The organism is Microbacterium sp. USHLN186 (assembly GCF_037145155.1).
GTDB lineage: Bacteria > Actinomycetota > Actinomycetes > Actinomycetales > Microbacteriaceae > Microbacterium.
The window spans coordinates 90,331-110,878 of the sequence record NZ_JBBCYA010000003.1 but is presented as its reverse complement, the minus strand read 5'-3'; the positions used below and the strand labels follow the sequence as shown (position 1 = coordinate 110,878).

Genomic DNA, 20,548 nt, shown 5'->3' with positions numbered 1-20,548 from the left:
GGATAGGCCTCACCCACCGACGGATGGAAGCCGGTTCGTGTTCGACTCTGTGACCCTCTCCGCGCTCTCGAGCGCGCTCGACAGCCTCTCGCTGCGTCAGCGCGCCATCGCCGACAACATCGCCAACGTCAACACCCCCGACTACCACGCCAAGCGCGTGCAGTTCGAGCAGGCCCTGGCCGACGCCGTCCGCTCCGGACGCGGCGCCGCCACCGCCACGGTCGGCGAGTCGCTCGAGCCGACGCGCCTGAACGGCAACAACGTCAACCTCGACACCGAGACGCTCTCGAGCGTCGACACGATGCTGCGCTACCAGTTCGCCACACAGGCCATCAACGGGTCCTTCGCGTCGGTGCGCGCCGCCATGAGGACCTCATCGTGACCTTCGACACGATCGGCATCGCCAGCACCGGCCTGACCGCGCACCGCAAGTGGCTGGACGCGCTCAGCGACAACATCGCCAACATCAACACCGCCGTCACCCCGGCCGCCCCGGCGTTCCAGGAGCGCTACGTGGTCGTCGAGAACAGCGCCGTCTCGCCCGGTGTGTTCGTCGCCGGCACCGAGCTCGGCAGCGACGAGGGCCGTCTCGTGCACCAGCCGGATCACCCCCTCGCGGATGCCGACGGGTACGTCCGCTACCCCGACATCGACCTCGGCGATCAGATGAGCCAGCTGATCATGGCCCAGCGCGGTTATCAGGCCAGCGCCGGGATCGTCGACCGCGCTCGCAACGCCTATGAGGCCGCCCTGCAGATCGGACGCAACTGATGGCCGCGATCTCGGGCGTCGAAGCCCTCGCCTCGGCACTGCCCTCCTCCGCGCTCTCCACCGAGCGCCCTTCGCCGGTCTCCGGCGCATCGACCGACGGCGGCGCCACCTTCGCGAACAGCATCACCAGTGCCGTCGACGAGCTGCGCGGACTGCAGTCGCAGGCTGACGGGCTGAAGGTGGCCGCGGTCACCGGTGACCTCGACGACATCCACGCCGCGATGATCGCGTCGACTCGCGCTGCGGTGACGCTCGAGCTGGTCGCGGCCGTGCGCAACAAGGGCGTCGACGCGTTCAACGAGATCATGCGGATGCAGGCCTGATGCCCACCGCCGTCACGAGCGCGTTCCAACGCGCCCGGCAGGCCATCGCCGGATTCACGATGGCCCAGCGCACCATCGCGATCATCGGCCTCGCTGTGCTCGCGCTGGGCGTGGCGGCATTGGTCAGCTGGGCCGCCAAGCCCACGATGACGCCGCTGTTCACCGGCCTGAGCGCCTCGGATGCCAACGCGATGGTCGAGCAGCTGCGCTCGGCCTCGGTGTCGTACGAGCTGGCCGACGGGGGCTCGACGGTGCTCGTGCCCGAGGGCGACGTGTACGACCAGCGCCTGTCGGCCGCGGCAGCCGGGCTGCCCAGCGACAGCACCGACGGCTACTCGCTGCTCGACGACCTCGGCGTGACGACCTCGGAGTTCCAGCAGTCCGTCGCCTACAAGCGAGCGATCGAGGGCGAGCTCGCCGCGACGATCTCGTCGCTCAAGGGCGTGTCAGCGGCCTCGGTGCGCCTGGCGATCCCCGAGGAGAGCGTGTTCGTCTCGGAGACCGTCGACCCCACCGCGTCGGTGTTCGTCGAGACCGGCCGAGGTTCGCTCAACGCCGACCAGATCGAGGCGATCGTGCACCTCACCTCCGCCGCGGTGAGCGGACTGAAGCCCGAGAACGTGGCGGTCGTCGACCAGAGCGGACACACGCTGTCGGCCGTCGGGCTCGGCGCGACCGGCGGGGTGGATCGGCAGGCGGGCGACTACGAGACCCGCGTGGCCAAGAGCGTGCAGGACCTGCTCGATCGCGTGGTGGGAGCCGGCAACGCCACGGTGACGGTCACCGCCGACGTCGACCGCTCAGTGAACGAGCGCCTGGAAGAGATCTACACGCCCGTCGAGGGTGTGCTGCCCTCGAGTGAGCACACGCGCACCGAGACGGGGTCGGGAGCACAGGGCGGCAGCGGCGTGCTGGGTCCCGACAACATCGCGGTGCCCTCGAACGGCGCGGGCACCTACGAGATGACCGAGGAGACGCGCAACAACGTCGTCAACAAGGCGACGCAGACCACCTCGACCCCGGCCGGGTCGATCACGCGTCAGTCGGTGTCGGTGGCGGTGGACGCGGATGCCGGCGGCGAGATCGGCAGCGGGCAGCTGAGCGATCTGGTGGCCGCGGCGGCGGGTATCGACCGCACGCGCGGAGACGTGCTGACCGTGGAGCTGGTGCCGTTCAGCCAGGGCGACGCGGATGCCGCACAGGCGGCGCTGAAGGCCGCGAAGGATGCCGCGGAGGCCGAGCAGCGTTCGGCCATGCTCACCACCGCGCTGATCGTGGTCGCCATCGCCGCACCGCTGCTGGCCGTGGTGATCTTCCTGCTGGTGCGCGCGCGTCGTCGCGCACAGCCGCCCGACGAGTTCGAGCTGATGTTCGGCGAGCGCGCCCCGTCGGTCGCCGCCTACGCCGGTGTCCCCGCGCTCGAGCAGCCGGCGACCGTGCCGCTCACTGTCACCTCCCCCGAGCCCGCGCTCGCGCCGGCCACCGAGCTGATCCCCGAGCTGGAGATCGAGACCGAGCCGGCGCAGATGAGCCTCGAGCGCCGCCGGGGCGAGATCGAGGCGCTCAGTCGTCGCGACCCGCAGCGCACCGCCGACCTGCTGCGCACGCTGCTCTCGGATCGGGCGGGCGTATGAAGACGCTGAGCGGACGCCAGAAGGCGGCGGTCGTGCTGATGAACATCGACCGCGCGGCGGCCATCGAGGTGATGAAGCACCTGTCCGAACCAGAGGCCGAGGCCATCACCGCCGAGATCATCGGCCTGCAGAGCCTCGACGCGCCCACCACCGCGCAGGCTCTGGGCGACTTCCAGCGCATCGCCGCCGGGCACCTGCCGCCCGGTCGCGGCGGTCGGGACATCGCAGCGACGCTGCTGGAGGCGTCGTTCGGCTCCGAGCGAGCGGCGGCGCTGCTGGGCCGGGTCGGCTCATCGAACTCCGCGTTCGAGTTCCTCAGCGCGGCCGATCCCGCCCAGATCGCCGGTCTGCTCGACGGCGAGCTGCCGCAGACCGTCGCGCTGGTGCTCGCGCATCTCGCGACCGATCATGCCGCGGCGGTGCTCGCCGCGCTGCCCGAAGCCGCGCGCACCGATGTCGCGCACGCGATCGCGACGATGGGCACCGCCACGCAGGATGCCATCGGCATCGTCGCCGAATCGCTCAAGGCCCGCACCGGCGTGCTCGCCGCCCGTGACGCCCCGGAGCGACTCGGCGGTGTCGAACCGCTGGTCGAGATCATCAACCGCTCTGACGCGGCGATCGAGAAGTCGCTGCTGGAGAGCATCGAGAACCGCGACCGGTCGCTGGCCGACGACATCCGCTCGCGCATGTTCACCTTCGCCGACATCGTGCGCCTCGACGACCGCGACGCGCAGCGCGTGCTGCGCGGTGTCGACCTCCGCACCCTCGCCCTGGCGCTCAAGGGCGCCAACGAGGGCATCGCCGAGGTCATCCGCCGCAACGTCTCGGAGCGCAACCGCGAGAACCTCGACCTCGAGTCGCGCAGTCTCGGTCCGGTGCGCATCTCGCAGGTCGAGGAGGCGCGCGCGGAGATCGTGCACATGCTGCGCGGCATGGAGGCCGCCGGTGAGATCTCGGTGCAGCGCAGCGACGAGGACGAGTATGTCTACTGACGCTTTCGCCCCGGCGGTGTTCCCCCGTCTGCGTGGCGCCGACGCCGACGCCGAGCGGTTGCGCGCGCGTCGGCGCGGCTACGCCGACGGTCATGCCGATGGCTTCCGGGTGGCGGCCGCGGAGGCGGCGCAGGTGGCGGCGCAGCAGCAGCTGCAGCGCGAGGAAGCGGATGCCGCCGCGCAGCGCGCGCTGGCATCCGCCCTTTCCGCACTCCAGGCCGCGACCGAAGCGCTGGACGCCCGCACCCAGAACCTGGCCGCTCTCGCCGAGCAGCAGATCTCGGCGCGGGCGATCGAACTGGCGGAGGCGATCCTCGCCGAGGCGCTGACCGACCGCGATTTCTCGGCCGTGAGCGCACTGCGCCGAGCGCTGGCCGCCGCAGACGGGCGACCCCCGGCCGAGGTGCGGCTCAACCCCGCCGACCTGCAGACGCTGCGCGCACACGATCTGCTGCCCGCGCACGCCACGTTCACCGCAGACGAGAACCTCGCCGCGGGCGATGCGATCACCGTGCTCGACGACGGCCTGGTCGACGCGCGGATCGGCGGGGCTCTCGCCCGCGCGCGCGAGGCCCTGTACGGAGAAGCCCCGTGAGCCGCTGGGGCGCGGTGCTGCAAGCCGCCCGACCGGAACGACGCGGACGCGTGACGCGCGTGCGTGGACTCGGCGTCGAGGTGCGCGGCATCGACGGCGCGGTCGGCGACCTGGTGGAACTGGGTGACAGCGTCGAGGCGGAGGTCGTCGCGACCGGCCCCGACGGGTTGAGCTGCATGCCGCTGGCCGCGACCACCGGGCTGACGATCGGCATGCCCGTGCGCGGCCGCGGAGGTCCGCTGCGCGTGCCTGTCGGCGCGGGCCTGCTCGGGCGCGTGCTCGACGGACTGGGACGCCCCATCGACGGCAAGGGTCCGATCCAGGCCCCGCTCGTCGACCTCGATCACGCCCCACCCTCGGTGCTCGGCCGCGATCGCATCGCGACGCCGATGGCACTGGGTGTGCGCGCCCTCGACACGCTGGTGAGCGTGGGCCGCGGTCAGCGCGTGGGCCTGTTCGCCGGGTCGGGCGTCGGCAAGTCCTCGCTGCTGTCGATGGTCGCGCGCGGCACCGAAGCGGATGCCACCGTCATCGCCCTCGTCGGTGAGCGCGGCCGCGAGGTGCGCGAGTTCCTCGAAGACGATCTGGGCCCGGAGGGCCTCGCCCGCGCGGTGGTGGTCGTCTCAACCTCCGACCAGCCCGCGATGGCCCGCATCCGCGCGGCGTACACTGCGACCCGCATCGCGGAGGCGTTCCGCGATGACGGTCAGCACGCGATCCTGATGATGGATTCGCTGACCCGCGTGGCGATGGCGCAGCGTGAGATCGGCCTGTCCGCCGGTGAGCCGCCCGCGACCCGCGGCTACCCGCCCTCGACGTTCTCGATCCTCGCCGGCCTGCTGGAGCGGGCCGGCACGGACCGGGGCGGGTCGGTCACCGGCATCTACACCGTGCTCGTCGACGGCGACGACCACAACGAGCCGATCGCCGACGCGGTGCGCTCCATCCTCGACGGGCACGTCGTGCTCGACCGCGCCCTCGCCCTGACCGGGCACCACCCCGCCATCGACGTACTCGCCTCGGTGTCCCGCGTCGCCGGCAAGATCACGACCGCCGCTCAGCGCGCCGAGGCCGGCACCCTGCGCGCCGTGCTCGCGGCGCGGCGCAGTGCGAACGACCTCATCGACATCGGGGCATACCAGCCGGGGGCCAACCCGCGAGTGGATGCTGCGCTGGCCAACGAGCAGAGCATCTCCGCCTTCCTCACCCAGCCGCTGGATGAGATCAGCCCCGCCGCGGACTCGTGGCGCCGTCTGCAGCAGCTCGTCGCCGACCTCGGAGGCACACCGTGACACGATCGTTCTCCCTCGCCGGCCTGCTGCGCGTGCGCGCGATCCAGGAGCGCGCGGCCGCGCAGGAACTCTCCCGCGCGGTGATCGACGCGAATCAGACCCGAGCGCGCGATCGGCACCTGCGCGCGGCGCTGGCGGCGACGGAATCGGATGCCGTCGACGTGCGCTCACTGGCTGCCATGGCCGCGGCCCGGGTCGCCGGGCGCAGCATGCTGGCCGATCTGCAGACGCTCGCCGCGCAGCAGCAGCAGCGCGTCGACGAGGCGAAGAGCCACCACGACGGCACGCGCCGCGAGGTGCGCGGACTCGACCGGCTCGCCACCGCGCACGAGATGCGGATGCGCGCCGAGGAGCTGCGCGCCGAGCAGATCGAGCTGGATGAGATCGCGCTGCGCCGCGGCGAGGAGCAGTCCTCGTGAGCATGATCATGCTGAACCTGCCGACCCCCACCGCCGGGCAGGGGGCCAGCGCTGCGGTGCCGGCGGCGAGCGCGGCTGCCGGACGAGGTGATGGCTTCGCCGCCGCACTGCGACAGCAGAGCGAGGCGACGCTCGACGGACGGATGCCGGATGCCGCGCCCGAGGCGACGACCGAGAAGGCGAACGCAGTCCTGACCGCAGAAGCGGTGTCGATCGCGTCGCCGGCTTTCCTCGGAGCACCAGCGCACGCAGCGCCGGTGGAGGAGCCGGCAGACGCTCCGCTCAATGAGACCGAGCCCGCCGTCACCGAGCCCGCCGTCACCGCGCCCGCCGTCACCGCGCCCGCCCCAAGTGCGCTTGCCGCGACAAAGACTGCGCCTGCAGAGACTGCGCCTGCAGAGACTGCGCCTGCGGGGACTACGTCCGCCGAGCCGGAGCGCGAAGACCCGCGCCCGACTGATCGGCTGCCGAAAGCAGGAGCCGTCCCCCCTGCGCCGGTTGCGATGACGCCGGCAGAACCTGCGATATCACCGACTGTCTCCGCCGACGCTGCACCTGCCGACGCCGCCAGACCTGAGGCTCCGCCGGAAGTCGCCGCATCGGCAGACGCTTCGCAGCCGGACGCGCTGCCGACGATCACTGCGCGGAAGGTCGCCACCCCTGAAGGCACGGTGGCCGGTGGCGCATCGCAGCAGCTGGCCGGCGGCACCGGATGGACGCTGCAGGCCGCATCCGTTTCCACCCCGTCGCCAGCCGCAGAGGCCGGTCATCCCCTGCCTGTTCCCGCACCCGGAGTATCTCTCGACAGCCGGCCCGTGTCGTCCTCCGGCATCCCCGCCGTCACCACAGCAACGGTCCCGACCGGGCCTGCCGAAACAGCCGTGCAGCCCGCGCTCGTCCCGGAAGCAGCGATTCCTCCTGCATCCGGCACAGCTTCTGTCCCGACCGCTCCCGCCGCGGACTCCACGCCACCGACCGCCCTGCCGGCGGCAGCACCCGTCAGCCCGGCGCCGACGACTGACATCGTGACCCCGACTCCAGCCGCGGCCCCGGCGAGCGCGTCGCCGCGCACGCCTCTGCTGCCGCAGATCAGCACGCCCGCGATCGCCCTGGCTCGCTCAGCCGAGGGAGAGCACAGCATCACCCTCACCGTCTCGCCCGAGAACCTCGGTCCGGTCACGGTGCGTGCGCACATCTCCGGCGGCAGCATCCGACTCGAGCTGCACGCGCCCTCGGATGCCGGACGCGACGCGCTGCGCACCCTGCTCGCCGACCTGCGCCGCGACCTCGCGGTCGCCGCTCCGGGTGCCTCGGTGAGCGTCGCAACGCAGGACTCGCTGAATGATCGAGGCACGGACAGCCAGCCGCGCTTCGGCGAGCAGAGCCGGCCCGACGCGCAAGCACGCCAGGACCCGCAGGCGCGCACACCGGCCCATTCCGGCGGCGACGCGCACGGCGGCGCGTCCGACCGCTGGCGGGCCGGCGCCGCTGCCCGACCGGGGGCGCCCGCGCCCAGGGAAGCGAGCGCCGCCTCCCCCGTCCACACCGACCGCCTCTCGAGCGGGAGCACCCGCATCGATGTCTACGCCTGAACAGGAAGGAGAACGATGACCTCCGTGGATTCCATCACCGCCGCGAGCGGTCTGCAGACCGGCGGCACCGTGCCACCGACGACGCAGAAGAAGACCCTCGACTCCGAGGTCTTCCTGAAGCTGCTGGTCACCCAGCTGTCGAACCAGGACCCGAGCTCTCCGATGAACACGAACGAGATGATCGCGCAGACGACGCAGCTCGCTTCGATGGAGCAGCTCACTCAGCTCACGACGATGACGTCCGAGAGCTTCGCCCTGAGCATGCGGCAGACCGCCGCCGCGCTCATCGGACGCGAGGCGCAGTACGTCGACGCCGACGGCGCCTCGCACACCGGCACCGTGTCGGCCGTGTCGTTCGCCGGCCCTGTTCCCCTTGTCACCGTCGGCGGCGCATCCGTGCCGCTCGACGCCCTCTCCGGCCTCACCCTCACCTCTTCCTGAAAGGCGCATCATGCTCCGCTCCCTCTTCGCCGGCATCTCCGGCCTGCGCACGCACCAGACCATGCTCGATGTCACCGGCAACAACATCGCCAACGTCAACACCGCGGGCTTCAAGTCCTCCGCCGCGCAGTTCCAGGACTCGCTCTCGCAGCTCGTGAAGAACTCGATGGGCCCGGGGACGGATGCCGGCGGCTCGAACCCGGCGCAGGTCGGCCTGGGCGTTCAGCTCGCCGGCATCCGCACCAACTTCAGCTCCGGCGCTCCGCAGCCGACCGGCGTGCCGACCGACCTGATGATCGCGGGCGACGGCTTCTTCATGGTGCAGAGCGGCGGCGAGACGCTCTACACCCGTAACGGCGGGTTCTCGTTCGACGCCGCCGGGCGACTCACCACGGTGGACGGCGCGCTCGTGCAGGGCTGGACCGCGCAGGACGGCGTGATCACCGGCGGGCAGGCGCTGGACAACATCGCCCTGCCGGTCGGCGCCGTGGTGCCCGCCGTTCGCACCGACGCCGCCACGGCGACGGGGAACCTGCCCGCAGAGACGAAGGAGGGCGACAAGCTCGTCCGCGACATCCAGGTGTACGACGCCGCCGGCAAGGCGTCGGCGCTGCAACTCACCTTCACCCGCACCGCGGGCGGCTGGGACGTCACCGACCCGAACGGCACCCGCACCTCGCTGACGTTCGCGAACGGCAAGCAGAGCGGTGACTCGTCCCTCCAGACGACCAACGGCGTGAAGGTCGACCTCTCCGCGCTCACGAGCTTCAGCGACGTGAACACGGTGGCCCTCACGGGACAGAACGGCCGCCCCGCCGGCACTCTGTCGTCGTACGCGCTCACCGAGGACGGCAGCCTGATGGGCACGTTCAGCAACGGGGAATCGAAGGTGCTCGCGCGCATCGCTCTGGCCGGCTTCGCCAACCCGGGCGGGCTCGAGAAGGCGGGCTCGTCGCAGTTCCGCCCCACCGCGAACTCCGGTCAGGCGAGCGTCGGCCAGGCGGGCCAGGACGGCATGGGCGGCATCATCAGCGGCGCGCTGGAGATGTCGAACGTCGACCTCTCGCAGGAGTTCACGAACCTCATCGTCGCGCAGCGCGGCTTCCAGGCGAACGCGCGCATCATCACCACCAGCGACGAGGTGCTGCAGGAGCTCACCAACCTCAAGCGCTGATCCATCCGGCACGCGCAGGTGTCTCGGATCTGATCTGCTCAACAGGAGAGCTCCCGGAGAATCCCGGGAGCTCTCCTGTCTCGCGTTGCCGGATCAGCCGGCCATCTCCCCCTGGATTCGCCGATCCAGGTCATCGAGCTCCGCCAGCAGCTCGGCGGCGACCCAGACCCGGTCTCGCTTGCGTCCGGTGATCTCCTGGATGAACCCCGCCTCAGCGAGCTGCGCGATCGCACGGTAAGTCTGCTGCTCAGAAGCGCCCGAGCGCTGTTCGATCTCGGCTGCAGCCATCACCGGATGATCGTAGAAGGCGGGAATGAGCGCTGCCACAGCCGAACCCGCCCGCGGCCGGAGCTCGATTGCCCACTCCTGGGGCAGCGCTTTGATGCGAGCGATCGACTCGCGCGAACACACCGCAGCAGCGCGCGCCGAGCGGGCGAACAGATCGATCAGCGGCGCCGGATCGCCCTGCCGGTAGTCCCCAAGCGCTGCGAAATAGTCGTCGCGCTTGGCAAGGAGCCCGCTGGCGAGGGGCACCACGGCATTGCGCGTCACGCCGCGGCGCCGAAACACGGCCGAGACGAGAGCACGGCCGATACGACCGTTGCCATCGGTGAACGCGTGGATCGACTCGAACTGCGCGTGCCCGATGGCGGCCTGCACCATCACCGGAACATCGTCACGGTTCAGGTACTCGATGAGGTCCTCCATCAGTGCCGGCACGCGTTCTGGCGCCGGCGGCACATGCAGGGCATCACGCGGCGAGTAGTCGCTGCCGCCGATCCAGTTCTGCATGTCTCTGAGCCGTCCCGCGTAGTCGGCTTCGTAACGGTCGTCCCGCATCAGGGCGAGGTGGGCGGCCAGAAGACCGTCCAGCGAGAACTGTCCGCGGTCGGCGACACCCGTCACAAGGTCATGAAGCGCAGTGCTCGCCGCCACCATGCTCGTCGCCGAGCTGTTCGATCGATTTCCCGCGAGCGCCTTGGCGAAGTCGATCGCAGTGGCGGTGATGCGCTCGATCTTCGACGAGGCGACCGACTCGGTCCGCATCATGAACCGACTCATCGCAGCCGAGTGTCCCTCAGCGTCGGTATCCGCCTGAGCAACAGCCAGCAGCGCCGACTCCGAGAGCACCATTGTCGGGATAGGCGGCACGTAGTCGAGCGACGAGATCATCGGCGGCGTCATCGTGTCCACCGAAGACAACATGCGATCAGCGCGCGTACCGCCGCGCGCCTGCTGACGCCACGGCAGCGTGTCGACCGTGTGCGCGGGCCGGGCACCGCGTCCAGGCTCGTCCTTTTCGAGAACCATAACCCGAGTATCGCAGGAGCTATTAAGGTTTAGCGCTTTGAGACGAGAATAACGATTCCCATGCCAGCACTGTGAGCAGTCGGGCGGGTCTCATCCTTTCGGCTGAGACCCACTTCACCCTTGCTCGCGATGTGCTGCGCGCGCCCCGCTGGTGAAGTTGATGTCATGCCAGATTCTGCGGTTCGCCCCTCTTTCTCCGACCGGCTGACCTCGCGCCGAGGCGCGTGGGTGTCGCTGGGCCTCGTCCTGCTCGTGATGGTGCTGCTGTTCGGCGCGTTCGGCTCGGCGAAGGCCCCCGAGGGCAACGCCTCCGCGCCGACAGACTCCGAGTCCGCGCGCACGAGCGCCCTGCTCGACGAATTCCCCCACGCCGACCGTCAGTCGGTGCTCGTCGTCACCACGCGCGACGACGGCGCGGCGCTGAGCGAGGCCGACCTCGCCGGGCTGAAAGACCTGCTGCCCGTGCTCGACGAGCGCACGGATGCCGACGCCACCGGCCCCCTGGTGAGCGAGGACGGCAAGGCCGCGCTGCTGGTCGCCCCGATCACGGTGGGCGAGACGAACACCGCGACGGCCGAGGTGGTCGGCGACCTGCGCGCCGACCTGGCCGAGCACCGCATCGATGGGCTCACCTCGCAGGTGACCGGCGGTCCGGCCTTCGGCGCCGACGTGGCATCCGCGTTCGAAGGCGCCGACTTCACCCTGCTGCTGGTGACCATCCTCATCGTCGCCGTGCTGCTGATCATCACCTACCGCTCCCCCGTGCTGTGGCTGATCCCGCTCGTCGTCGTCGCGCTCGCCGACGGTCTCGCCGGGCGCATGACCGCCGCGGCCGGCGCTACCTGGGACCTGCAGTTCGACGCGGGCATCATCAGCGTGCTCGTCTTCGGCGCCGGCACCAACTACGCCCTGCTGCTGATCTCCCGCTACCGCGAAGAGCTGCTCGAGACCGAGAACCACCGCCGTGCGCTGAGCATCGCGTGGCGGCGCACCGCTCCGGCGATCCTCGCCTCGAACGTCACCGTGGTGCTGGCCCTGCTCACGCTCGTGCTCGCCGTCATCCCCGGCACGCACGGCCTGGGTGTCTCGAGCGCGATCGGCCTGCTGATCGCCCTCACCGCTGTGCTGTTCCTGCTGCCGCCGCTGCTGGCGGTCTGCGGTCGCGGCGTGTTCTGGCCGTTCGTGCCCCGCCCGGGCCAGGCCCGCGTGCAGGGTCGCGCGTGGCGTGCCCTCGCCACCCGCGTGGTGCGGCGCCCCGCGCTCAGCCTCGTCGGCGGCGTGGCGCTGCTGGCCGTCATGGCCACGGGCCTGCTGGGCACCTCGGTGGGCCTCGACCAGATCGAGAAGTTCCGTGTGCAGTCCGAATCCGCCACCGGGCTCGAGGTGCTCTCGCAGCACTTCCCCGCCGGAGAAGCACAGCCGATCCTCGTCGTCGCCGACAGCGACCGCGCCGACGACGTGCTCACCGCGATCGACGACGTGGAGGGCGTGGTGCGCGCGCATCCCGCCGGCGAGAGCGCGGACGGGTCGCTGACCAAGCTCATGGTCACCAGCGAGTACGCCCCGAGCACCACCGAGAGCCTCGACCAGATCACCGAGCTGCGCGACGCCGTGCACGCCGTGCCCGGAGCGGATGCCGTCGTCGGCGGCGCCGTCGCGACCGACCTCGACGCGCGCACCGGCAACCAGCAGGACCTCCTGCTGATCGCACCGCTCGTGCTGGCGGTCAGCTTCATCGTGCTGCTCGTGCTGCTGCGCTCGATCGTCGCGCCGGTGCTGCTGCTGCTGGTCAACCTCGCCAGCGCGGTTGCCGCGATCGGCGCGGGCGCGTGGCTGAGCCGCGTGCTGCTCGGTCAGCACGCCCTCGACCTGCAGGTGCCGCTGCTGGCGTTCCTGTTCCTGGTGGCGCTGGGCATCGACTACACGATCTTCCTCGTGCACCGCGCACGCAGCGAGGCCGGCCGGCACGGCACGCGCGCCGGGATCGTCGAGGCCGTCACCCACACCGGCGGTGTGATCACCAGCGCCGGCATCGTGCTCGCCGCGGTGTTCGCCGCGCTGGGCGTGCTGCCGCTGGTGACCCTCGGACAGCTCGGCCTGATCGTCGGGGTCGGCGTGATCGTCGACACGCTCATCGTGCGCACCGTGATCGTGCCGGCGATCTTCGCCCTGGTCGGCGAGCGCATCTGGTGGCCGAGCCGTCCCGGCTCTTCGCCTGCCACCGCTTCGCAGGAAGAATCGACCCATGAGCCTCGTGAGCATGCCGCTGTCGCCCGGTGAGGAACCGGGCGGCCCCGGCCGCACGCACCGGAACAGGATCCCCGACCGGACGCACGGTGACCGGATGGGGCCGGCCTCGGCGGCGCCCACCGTGCGCGCGATGGAGATCGGTCAGCACGTCATCGCCGCCGGGCTCGCCGCGATCGGCGTGATCCGCGCGATCGCGGCGGGCACGCCGGTGGCCGCCGCCATCATCGCCGGCGTGGCGATCCTCGCCTGGCACACCGCGGGGGCGCTGCTGCCGCTGCGCGCCGGCGCCCGGCGGGTCGCGATCTGGTGGCTCGTCGGCTTCGCCGCGGTCTGGATCGCCGCGGTCGCCGTCTCGCCGGAGTTCGTGTGGGTGGCTTTCCTGCTCTGGCTGCTCGCCGGGCACCTGCTGCCGCTGCGCTGGGGTCTGCTGTTCTCGGCGGTGGTGCTCGCCGTCGTCATCCTCGGCCCGATCGTGCACCACGGCGCCACCAGCTACGCGAACGTGTTCGGTCCGCTGATCGGCGGGGTGTTCGCGTTCGGCATCTCGCGCGGCTACGTGCAGCTGCTGCGCGATGCCGCTGAACGCGAGCGACTGGTGGCCTCGCTCACCCGCGCTCAGCACGAGATGGCCGACCTGCAGGACGAGCTCGCCCTTGCGCAGCGCGAGGCCGGCGCGACCGCCGAGCGCACCCGCATCTCGCGTGACATCCACGACACGGTCGCGCAGGCGCTGTCGTCGATCCGACTGCTCGCGCATGCGGGTGCCGCACGCAGCACGGATGCCGACGCCGCGCGCACCCTCACCCAGCTCGAGAACCTCGCCGGTGACAGCCTGGGCGATGTGCGCCGCATCATCGCCGCGCTGGCACCCGCCGAGCTCGACGAGAACGTTCTCGCCGACGCGCTGGCCCGCATGCTCGAGCGCGCGCAGCAGGAGGCGGGGCTGCGCACCGAGCTGCATGTCGATGAGCATCTGCCCCTGCTGCCCACCGCCGTCGAGGTGGCGCTGCTGCGCACGGCGCAGTCGGCGCTGGGCAATGTGCGCCTGCATGCCAGGGCGTCCCGGGTCGTGGTCAGTCTGATCGACGACGACCGCTCGGTGCGCCTCGACATCATCGACGACGGCGTCGGCTTCGACACCTCCGCCTGGGAGCGCGACCTCGAGTCCGGCTCGTCGAGCTACGGGCTGCGCTTCATCCGCGCGCGGCTGCGCGAGCTCGGCGGTGCCCTCGACGTCGAGAGCGCCCCCGGTGAGGGCACGGCCATCTCGGTGTCCGTGCCGATCCAGCCCACCCCGTCCCCCGACCCGCAGGAGCCGACATCATGACCACCACCGTCCTGCTCGTCGACGATCACCCCGTGGTGCGCAGCGGTCTGCGCAGCGTGCTCGACACCGACACCCTCAAGGTGGTCGGCGAAGCAGCGACCGGCGAAGAGGCCATCGCCCTCGCCGCTCACCTGCACCCCGACGTGGTGCTGTGCGATCTGCGGCTGGGTGCCGGCATCGACGGCATCCGCACCACCGCCGCGCTGCGCGCCCTCGACCCCGCCCCGGCCGTGCTGATCCTGACCACCTTCGACCGTGATGCCGAGATCCTCGGCGCGATCGAGGCCGGAGCGGCCGGCTACCTGCTCAAGGACGTCGCCCCCGAGGTGATCATCGACGGCATCCGGCGCGCGCACGCCGGCGAGACCATCCTGTCGCCCGACCTCGCCGCACGCGTGCTGAAGGGCATGCGCAACCCGCTGCCCAAGCTCACCGAGCGCGAGATCGAGGTGCTGCGCCTGATGGCCACCGGCGCGGCGAACCGCGAGATCGCCCGCAGCCTGTTCGTCACCGAGGCGACGGTGAAGAGCCACATCGCGCACATCTTCACCAAGCTCGACGTCGACAGCCGCTCTCGCGCCATCCACGTCGCCCAGCAGGTGGGGCTGCTCTGAACCGGCCGGCCGCGCGCCGGCATCCGAACCCATCCCAACTGAGAGGAACATCATGACGAGACTCGTCGCCGCCGCCTTCGCCTACATGCTCGCCGGCGTGGCATCCGGCCTGTTCTACCGCGAGTTCACCAAGGCCAACGACTTCACCGAGGGTGCGTTCACGCAGCTCGGCGTCGTGCACACCCACCTGCTCACGCTCGGCTTCATCGTGCTGCTGATCGTGCTCGTGCTCGAGAAGGTCTTCACCCTCTCGCGCAGCCCCAAGCTGTTCGGCTGGTTCTTCTGGCTGTACAACGCCGGTGTCATCCTCACCGCCGCCATGATGGTCTGGCACGGCACCCTCACGGTGCTGGGCGAGCCGTCGACCAAGATGATCGCCGGCATCGCCGGTCTCGGGCACATTCTGCTCACCGCCGCGATGATCGTGTTCTTCGTCGCGCTGCGCAAGGCCGTCGCCGTGGAGTCCGCCGCGCGGGCACGTAGCCTGGGCGTCGCGGCGACCGCCGGCGTGTGATCGAGAGCGGCAGGTCGTGGAGGAGGAGAAGAGCGTGAGCACCGAGAACAGCCGCGCTGGAGACAGCCGCGCCGGAGTCACCGGCGAGAAGGCCGAGGCGGCGCCCACCCGACGGGAGTGGATCGCGCTGGCGGTGCTCTCGATCGGGCTCGGCCTGATCGTGCTCGACGGCACGATCGTCGGCGTCGCGCTGCCGGCGATCATCCGCGACCTGCACCTCGATCTCACCGACGCGCAGTGGGTCAACAGCCTCTACGCGGTGGTGCTCGCAGCGTTGCTGCTCTCGACCGGCAGCCTCGCCGATCGCTGGGGCCGCAAGCGCCTGTTCCTGGCCGGGCTGGTCGTCTTCATGGGCGGCAGCCTGCTCGCCGCAGTCTCGGCGAGCGCAGGAGCGCTCATCGGCGCCCGGGCGGTGCAGGCCGTGGGCGCGGCGCTCATCATGCCCTCCACGCTGTCGACCGTTAACGCCGTGTTCCGCGGCCGCTACCGCGCGGCCGCCTTCGGCGTGTGGGGCGCGGTCATCTCCGGTGCCGCCGCGATCGGCCCGCTCGCCGGCGGCGCGCTGACGCAGTGGGCCTCGTGGCACTGGATCTTCCTGGTCAACCTGCCGATGGGCGCGATCCTGCTCATCGCCGCAGCGATCGTGGTGCCCGAGACGCGCGGACGCAAGACCCGCCCCGGTGTCGACGTCGACGGCGCGCTGCTGAGCGCGATCGGCTTCGGCGCGCTGGTGTTCGCCGTCGTCGAGGGCCCGGACCTGGGCTGGTGGACGCCGAAGAGCGACCTCACGCTGCTGGGCTGGACCTGGTCGAAGGATGCCGCCATCTCCGCCGTGCCGGTGGCGCTGACCATCGCCGTCGTCGCGCTCGTGCTCTTCGTCGTGTGGGAGCGGCACCGCGAGAAGGTGCAGCGCGAGGCGCTGCTGGATCTCGGGCTGTTCTCGTTCTCGACCTTCTCGTGGGGCAACCTCACCGCCGCGATGGTCGCGATCGGCGAGTTCGCGATCATCTTCGTGCTGCCGCTGTATCTCATCAACGCGCTCGGCCTCGACGTGATGGGCGCCGGTCTCGTGCTCGCCGCCATGGCCGCCGGCGCCTTCCTCTCCGGAGCCGCCGCCCGCCACCTCGCCGCTCGCTTCGGCGCCCCCGGCACGGTGCTGCTCGGGCTCGGACTCGAGATCGTCGGCACGGTGGCGCTCGCGCTGCTGCTGCGCGCCGACAGCCCCGGCTGGCTGATCGCGCTGCCACTGGTCGTCTACGGCCTCGGACTCGGCCTCGCCTCGGCGCAGCTGACCGGCACCGTGCTCAGCGACATCCCCGTCGCCGTCTCGGGGCAGGGCTCGGCCACGCAGAGCACCGTGCGTCAGGTGGGATCGGCGCTGGGCACCGCACTGGCGGGCACCGCGCTGTCGGTGTGGCTGGCGGTGTCGCTGCCCGCCGCCCTCGACAGCGCCGGCGTCACGGCGGGCGCCGATCGGCTCGCCGAATCGACGCGCGTGTCGGCCGGCACGACGATCACGCAGCTGCGCGCGCAGGGCGAGGCGAGCGCGTACGGCGACCGGACGACGACGGTCATCGACGCGCTGGCCGGCGGATTCGCGGATGCCACCCGCGGCGCGCTGCTCGTGGCGACGGTCTTCCTGATCCTCGGCTTCGTGGGCGCGCTGCGGCTGCGACGGGCGGCGGAGCGCGGGGCGCAGGCCACGCGCCGCTAACGCGCGGGCCGGGACTGCCGACAGTCCCCGACGACGGACCAGGATGGGCCGTCGTCGCACCGGACTCGCGCCGGGGCCGATCTTCCAGGATGGAGCTCATGATCGTCGTCACGCGTCTCAACCGCAGCAGGTTCGCGGTGAACCCCGACCTGATCGAGAGGGTGCAGGCCTCGCCTGACACCACGATCATCATGGTCGACGGCGCGCGCTTCGTGGTGCAGGAGAGCCTGGAAGACCTCATCGAGCAGATCACCGCGTTCCGCGCCGGTGTGCTGGCCGAGGCTTCGCGCCTGTCGTGGGCGTTCGGCGCGGGAGAGCGCTGATGGACATCGGCCTCATCCTCGGACTCGTGCTCGCGTTCGGCGCCCTGCTGGCGATGATCAGCATGGAGGGCGCGTCGTTCACGGCGCTGCTGCTGCCGGCGCCCATGGTGCTCGTCTTCGGCGGCACCATCGCGGTCGGCATCGCCAGTGGCACGCTGCGCGACTTCCTGCACGCCGTCGGAGCGCTGCCGCGCGCTTTCCGCGGTGAGCCGCGCACGGCGCAGAGCGTGATCAGCACCGTTGTCGGCTACGCCGAGAAGGCGCGCACCGAGGGCCTGCTGGCCCTCGAGCAGGGCGTCTCCGACGAGAAGGATCCGTTCCTGCGCCAGGCGCTGCAGAGCATCGCCGACGGCATCGACGCCGAGGATCTGCGCATCCTGCTCGAAGACGAGATCGCCTCTGCCGCGGCCCGCAACCGAACCGCATCGCGGTTCTTCATGACTCTCGGTGGCTTCGCACCCACCGTGGGCATCATCGGCACCGTCGTGTCGCTCACCCACGTGCTCGAGAAGCTCGACAAACCCGACACCCTGGGGCCGCTGATCGCCGCGGCATTCGTCGCCACGCTGTGGGGACTGCTGTCGGCGAACTTCATCTGGCTGCCGATCGGCGGGCGCCTGCAGCGGCTGGGCGAGCTGGAGCTGGAGCGCATGACGGTGCTGATGGAGGGCATGCTCGCCGTGCAGGCGGGGGCGGCGCCCGCGCACGTCGAGGAGCGCCTGGGCGCGCTGATCTCGGATGGCAAGGGCGCGAAGACCGGCAAGGACAAGGCCGACAAGAAGGGCCGCGGAAGCCGCGACGGCGCGGCGCCGTTCGCCGGAGCCAACTCATGAGCGTGCGCCGGCGCCGCCGCATCGAACCCGACGGGCACAGCGGACCGGATGAGCGCTGGATGGCGTCGTACCTCGACATGATCACCGTGCTGATGTGCATGTTCATCGTGCTGTTCGCGATGTCGTCGGTCGACCAGCAGAAGTTCGCCGCGCTGAGCGCGTCGCTGGCGACCGGGTTCGGGCAGGAGAAGAGCGACAAGATCGACGTCTCGCAGGGTGTGGTGGTGCCCGCGCAGCTGCTCGACGAGCAGGGCGAGGGCTTCGCCGACATCGAGCTGGATGCCGCGCAGAAGGAGTTCGACGACCTCTCGGCGCTGCGCGACCGCATCCGCGATGCCCTCGCACAGCGCGGCCTCGCCGACGCCGCCACTTTCACGATCGACGCGCGCGGGCTCACCATCAGCCTGGTCAGCGCCGAGACCTTCTTCGGCACGAACAGCACCGCCCTCAGCGCGGTCGCCACCGACACCCTCGACGCGCTCGGCGGCGTGCTCGCCGGCATCCCGAACGAGATCTCGGTGGAGGGGCACGCCGACAACCGCCAGTCCGTCGCACCGTTCGCGACGAACTGGGAGCTCTCGTCGGCGCGCGCGACGCAGGTGCTGCGCCACCTGGTCGAGCGGTGCGGCATCCCCGCCGGGGTCATCCAGTCCGTGGGCTTCGGCGACGCCCGCCCCATCGAGAAGGGCACCAGCGAGCAGGCGCTCGCCAAGAACAGACGAGTCGACGTGGTCGTTCTCTCCGAGGCCGATGAGGAGGTGCGTCAGCTGCTGCCGGGACTGCAGGCCAAAGCGCCGTCCCGCTGATCCGCACGTCTGCTTACGCGCGTCGATCACCGCCCGATAGTCCGGGTCGTGATGATCGAGGAGAGCGCGCGCTCGAGCGTGCGCCCGGAGGGCGACGTCGAGCTGTACGACTTCGGTCGCTCGACGACGCTCTCGCGCGAGCACGCCCGCATCCTCGAGATGTCGTTCGAGACGTTCGCCCGCCAGTGGGGATCGCAGCTGTCGGCGCGCACGCACGGCCGCTCGCACGTCGCGGTCGAAGCGGTCACCATGCAGACCTACGACGAGTACGGCGGATCGCTGCCGCCCGCCACCACTCTCGTCGTGTGCGCGCTGCCCGGATCCGACGCCCGTGCGGTGATCCAGTTCCCCGCCGCCCTTGCCACCGCCTGGGTGGTGCAGATGGTCGGCGGCCGCCCGGTCGACACCGCCGAGGGCCGCCCGCTCACCCACATCGAGCAGGCGCTGGTCGGCGCGGTCATGCGCGACGCGATCGAGCATCTCACCCGATCGCTCGACGGGCTGCTGCCCGAGGGCATCACCATCGCCGGCATCCAGCACAGCTCGCAGTTCACCCAGGTCGCTGCCGCCAACGAGCCGGTGATCGTCGCGCTGCTCTCCATCCGCTCCGGGGGCCGTGCTCTGGGCGCCAGCGTCATGCTGCCGGCATCCGTCATCCTGCGCGCGCTGAGCTCCGCCGCCACCGGCGCTCCCGAAACCACCACCCCGGGAGCCATCGACCGCCAGGTCGAGCGCACCCCGGTCGAGCTCGCGCTGCGCCTCGCGCCGCGCACGGTGCGCCCGCACGAGGTGCTCGACCTCGCCGTAGGCGACCTGCTCACCCTGCCGCACTCCGCCGACCGTCCGCTCGAGCTGATGGTCGGCGACCAGCCTTTCGCCACCGCCGCCGTCGGCACCAGCGGCGCCCGCCTCGCCTGCGTCGTCACCGCGACGACGTCCTTCCCCGCCCAGGAGCACCCGTGACCAGCACCCTCGCCTACGAGTCCGCCGTCGCCGCCGCGTTCGCCGCTCGCCTGCCCACCGCCGCTCCCGCGGTCGCGGTCGCCTCGCAGGCGTCGGGCGACACCGGCGACGCGGTGCTGGTCGGCTACGTCGGCGAGGCCAGCGCCCAGCTGGCCGTGCAGATCCTCGAACCCGGCGCCCTGATCGACGGACTCGGCGACGCACCGCTCACCGACCGGCTGCTGGGCCCGCTCGAGGCCGCCGTCGGCGCCCTCGGCGCCGGTCGCCTGGACGCCGCCACCATCGGCGACGCCTCGGCGGTGTTCGCGCACCCCGCCGCGCAGGTGTTCGACCTGCAAGACGACGCGGGCCGCACGATCGGCCGGCTCGCGGTGCGCGTGACGCACAGCCCGCAGTCCGGCCCGACCTCGTCGCGCCGGCTGCAGCGCATCGCCGGCGTGGAGATGGACCTCACCGTCGAGATCGGACGCACCCGCATGTCAGTGCGCGACGTGCTCGACCTCGAGCCGGGCCGCATCGTCGAGCTCGACCGCTCGGCCGGCGCCCCGGCCGACGTGCTGCTGAACGGCCGCGTGATCGCACACGGCGAGATCGTCGTCGTCGATCAGGACTACGCCGTGCGCATCACCCGCATCCTCGAGAACGCCGAGGCCTGAA

The 20,548-nt window shown here is 71.4% G+C and carries 22 protein-coding genes; 21 read left to right on the top strand and 1 reads right to left on the bottom strand.

From position 1 onward, the window contains the following. Positions 1 to 37: 37 nt before the first annotated feature. The 11 genes from WFG93_RS08000 to WFG93_RS07950 are packed head-to-tail and all read left to right on the top strand — an operon-like array spanning position 38 to position 9,236. Entirely contained in the window at positions 38 to 382 is a 345-nt protein-coding gene (locus WFG93_RS08000) for a flagellar basal body rod protein FlgB (RefSeq protein ID WP_336645808.1), read from the top strand. Next, positions 379 to 771 (top strand): flagellar basal body rod protein FlgC, encoded by a 393-nt coding sequence (locus tag WFG93_RS07995; protein WP_336645807.1) that lies wholly within the window; start codon positions 379 to 381, stop codon positions 769 to 771. Before WFG93_RS08000 ends, WFG93_RS07995 begins: the two co-directional genes overlap by 4 nt. Then, complete coding sequence (gene fliE, locus WFG93_RS07990; protein ID WP_336645806.1) at positions 771 to 1,094, top strand: flagellar hook-basal body complex protein FliE; 324 nt, start codon at positions 771 to 773, stop codon at positions 1,092 to 1,094. Before WFG93_RS07995 ends, fliE begins: the two co-directional genes overlap by 1 nt. Then, on the top strand, positions 1,094 to 2,728 hold the full coding sequence (gene fliF, locus WFG93_RS07985) for a flagellar basal-body MS-ring/collar protein FliF (protein WP_336645805.1): 1,635 nt from the start codon (positions 1,094 to 1,096) through the stop codon (positions 2,726 to 2,728). The genes fliE and fliF overlap by 1 nt, the downstream gene beginning before the upstream one ends. Beyond that, positions 2,725 to 3,723, top strand: coding sequence for a flagellar motor switch protein FliG (gene fliG / locus WFG93_RS07980; RefSeq protein WP_336645804.1), 999 nt, complete (start codon positions 2,725 to 2,727; stop codon positions 3,721 to 3,723). Before fliF ends, fliG begins: the two co-directional genes overlap by 4 nt. Continuing rightward, positions 3,713 to 4,318 carry a FliH/SctL family protein gene (locus tag WFG93_RS07975; RefSeq protein ID WP_336645803.1) on the top strand — a complete coding sequence of 202 codons (606 nt, stop codon included), beginning with the start codon at positions 3,713 to 3,715 and terminating at the stop codon, positions 4,316 to 4,318. Before fliG ends, WFG93_RS07975 begins: the two co-directional genes overlap by 11 nt. Beyond that, on the top strand, positions 4,315 to 5,610 hold the full coding sequence (locus tag WFG93_RS07970; RefSeq protein ID WP_336645802.1) for a FliI/YscN family ATPase: 1,296 nt from the start codon (positions 4,315 to 4,317) through the stop codon (positions 5,608 to 5,610). Before WFG93_RS07975 ends, WFG93_RS07970 begins: the two co-directional genes overlap by 4 nt. Beyond that, positions 5,607 to 6,029, top strand: coding sequence for a hypothetical protein (locus WFG93_RS07965; RefSeq protein ID WP_336645801.1), 423 nt, complete (start codon positions 5,607 to 5,609; stop codon positions 6,027 to 6,029). Before WFG93_RS07970 ends, WFG93_RS07965 begins: the two co-directional genes overlap by 4 nt. 2 nt (positions 6,030 to 6,031) lie before the next feature. Continuing rightward, entirely contained in the window at positions 6,032 to 7,621 is a 1,590-nt protein-coding gene (locus WFG93_RS07960; RefSeq protein WP_336646052.1) for a flagellar hook-length control protein FliK, read from the top strand. Between the two features lie 15 nt (positions 7,622 to 7,636). Beyond that, a complete protein-coding gene (locus tag WFG93_RS07955) occupies positions 7,637 to 8,062 on the top strand; it encodes a flagellar hook assembly protein FlgD (protein ID WP_336645800.1) in 426 nt (141 codons plus the stop codon). 10 nt (positions 8,063 to 8,072) lie between these two features. Next, entirely contained in the window at positions 8,073 to 9,236 is a 1,164-nt protein-coding gene (locus tag WFG93_RS07950) for a flagellar hook protein FlgE (RefSeq protein WP_336645799.1), read from the top strand. A 93-nt stretch (positions 9,237 to 9,329) separates the two neighbouring features. Here WFG93_RS07950 and WFG93_RS07945 read toward each other — a convergent pair whose 3' ends face one another. Next, positions 9,330 to 10,547 carry a Fic family protein gene (locus tag WFG93_RS07945; protein ID WP_336645798.1) on the bottom strand — a complete coding sequence of 406 codons (1,218 nt, stop codon included), beginning with the start codon at positions 10,545 to 10,547 and terminating at the stop codon, positions 9,330 to 9,332. Positions 10,548 to 10,712: 165 nt separating this feature from the next. Here WFG93_RS07945 and WFG93_RS07940 point away from each other — a divergent pair, with 165 nt between their 5' ends. The 10 genes from WFG93_RS07940 to fliN all read left to right on the top strand — a co-directional run bounded on the left by WFG93_RS07940 (position 10,713) and on the right by fliN (position 20,547). Next, on the top strand, positions 10,713 to 12,827 hold the full coding sequence (locus tag WFG93_RS07940) for an MMPL family transporter (protein WP_336645797.1): 2,115 nt from the start codon (positions 10,713 to 10,715) through the stop codon (positions 12,825 to 12,827). After that, a complete protein-coding gene (locus WFG93_RS07935) occupies positions 12,793 to 14,124 on the top strand; it encodes a sensor histidine kinase (protein WP_336645796.1) in 1,332 nt (443 codons plus the stop codon). The genes WFG93_RS07940 and WFG93_RS07935 overlap by 35 nt, the downstream gene beginning before the upstream one ends. After that, on the top strand, positions 14,121 to 14,738 hold the full coding sequence (locus WFG93_RS07930) for a response regulator transcription factor (protein ID WP_336645795.1): 618 nt from the start codon (positions 14,121 to 14,123) through the stop codon (positions 14,736 to 14,738). The genes WFG93_RS07935 and WFG93_RS07930 overlap by 4 nt, the downstream gene beginning before the upstream one ends. Positions 14,739 to 14,790: 52 nt before the next feature. Next, on the top strand, positions 14,791 to 15,252 hold the full coding sequence (locus tag WFG93_RS07925; RefSeq protein WP_336645794.1) for a DUF2871 domain-containing protein: 462 nt from the start codon (positions 14,791 to 14,793) through the stop codon (positions 15,250 to 15,252). Between the two features lie 121 nt (positions 15,253 to 15,373). Next, positions 15,374 to 16,966 carry a DHA2 family efflux MFS transporter permease subunit gene (locus WFG93_RS07920; protein ID WP_336646051.1) on the top strand — a complete coding sequence of 531 codons (1,593 nt, stop codon included), beginning with the start codon at positions 15,374 to 15,376 and terminating at the stop codon, positions 16,964 to 16,966. A gap of 98 nt (positions 16,967 to 17,064) precedes the next feature. Next, on the top strand, positions 17,065 to 17,289 hold the full coding sequence (locus WFG93_RS07915) for a flagellar FlbD family protein (RefSeq protein ID WP_336645793.1): 225 nt from the start codon (positions 17,065 to 17,067) through the stop codon (positions 17,287 to 17,289). Beyond that, entirely contained in the window at positions 17,289 to 18,122 is an 834-nt protein-coding gene (locus WFG93_RS07910; RefSeq protein ID WP_336645792.1) for a motility protein A, read from the top strand. Before WFG93_RS07915 ends, WFG93_RS07910 begins: the two co-directional genes overlap by 1 nt. After that, positions 18,119 to 18,928: an OmpA/MotB family protein gene (locus WFG93_RS07905; RefSeq protein ID WP_336645791.1), complete on the top strand. Its 810-nt coding sequence runs from the start codon at positions 18,119 to 18,121 to the stop codon at positions 18,926 to 18,928. The genes WFG93_RS07910 and WFG93_RS07905 overlap by 4 nt, the downstream gene beginning before the upstream one ends. A gap of 51 nt (positions 18,929 to 18,979) precedes the next feature. Continuing rightward, complete coding sequence (locus tag WFG93_RS07900) at positions 18,980 to 19,891, top strand: flagellar motor switch protein FliM (protein WP_336646050.1); 912 nt, start codon at positions 18,980 to 18,982, stop codon at positions 19,889 to 19,891. Continuing rightward, positions 19,888 to 20,547, top strand: coding sequence for a flagellar motor switch protein FliN (gene fliN, locus WFG93_RS07895; protein WP_336645790.1), 660 nt, complete (start codon positions 19,888 to 19,890; stop codon positions 20,545 to 20,547). Before WFG93_RS07900 ends, fliN begins: the two co-directional genes overlap by 4 nt. Position 20,548: the final 1 nt, after the last annotated feature.

Excerpts from the sequence above, each read along its gene's own strand:
- fliE (WP_336645806.1), top strand. The coding sequence starts at position 771 with ATGGCCGCGATCTCGGGCGTCGAAGCCCTCGCCTCGGCACTGCCCTCC.
- fliF (WP_336645805.1), top strand. The coding sequence starts at position 1,094 with ATGCCCACCGCCGTCACGAGCGCGTTCCAACGCGCCCGGCAGGCCATC.
- fliG (WP_336645804.1), top strand. The coding sequence starts at position 2,725 with ATGAAGACGCTGAGCGGACGCCAGAAGGCGGCGGTCGTGCTGATGAAC.
- WFG93_RS07975 (WP_336645803.1), top strand. The coding sequence starts at position 3,713 with ATGTCTACTGACGCTTTCGCCCCGGCGGTGTTCCCCCGTCTGCGTGGC.
- WFG93_RS07960 (WP_336646052.1), top strand. The coding sequence starts at position 6,032 with ATGATCATGCTGAACCTGCCGACCCCCACCGCCGGGCAGGGGGCCAGC.
- WFG93_RS07955 (WP_336645800.1), top strand. The coding sequence starts at position 7,637 with ATGACCTCCGTGGATTCCATCACCGCCGCGAGCGGTCTGCAGACCGGC.
- WFG93_RS07950 (WP_336645799.1), top strand. The coding sequence starts at position 8,073 with ATGCTCCGCTCCCTCTTCGCCGGCATCTCCGGCCTGCGCACGCACCAG.
- WFG93_RS07945 (WP_336645798.1), bottom strand. The coding sequence starts at position 10,547 with ATGGTTCTCGAAAAGGACGAGCCTGGACGCGGTGCCCGGCCCGCGCAC.
- WFG93_RS07940 (WP_336645797.1), top strand. The coding sequence starts at position 10,713 with ATGCCAGATTCTGCGGTTCGCCCCTCTTTCTCCGACCGGCTGACCTCG.
- WFG93_RS07935 (WP_336645796.1), top strand. The coding sequence starts at position 12,793 with ATGAGCCTCGTGAGCATGCCGCTGTCGCCCGGTGAGGAACCGGGCGGC.
- WFG93_RS07930 (WP_336645795.1), top strand. The coding sequence starts at position 14,121 with ATGACCACCACCGTCCTGCTCGTCGACGATCACCCCGTGGTGCGCAGC.
- WFG93_RS07925 (WP_336645794.1), top strand. The coding sequence starts at position 14,791 with ATGACGAGACTCGTCGCCGCCGCCTTCGCCTACATGCTCGCCGGCGTG.
- WFG93_RS07915 (WP_336645793.1), top strand. The coding sequence starts at position 17,065 with ATGATCGTCGTCACGCGTCTCAACCGCAGCAGGTTCGCGGTGAACCCC.
- WFG93_RS07910 (WP_336645792.1), top strand. The coding sequence starts at position 17,289 with ATGGACATCGGCCTCATCCTCGGACTCGTGCTCGCGTTCGGCGCCCTG.
- WFG93_RS07905 (WP_336645791.1), top strand. The coding sequence starts at position 18,119 with ATGAGCGTGCGCCGGCGCCGCCGCATCGAACCCGACGGGCACAGCGGA.
- WFG93_RS07900 (WP_336646050.1), top strand. The coding sequence starts at position 18,980 with ATGATCGAGGAGAGCGCGCGCTCGAGCGTGCGCCCGGAGGGCGACGTC.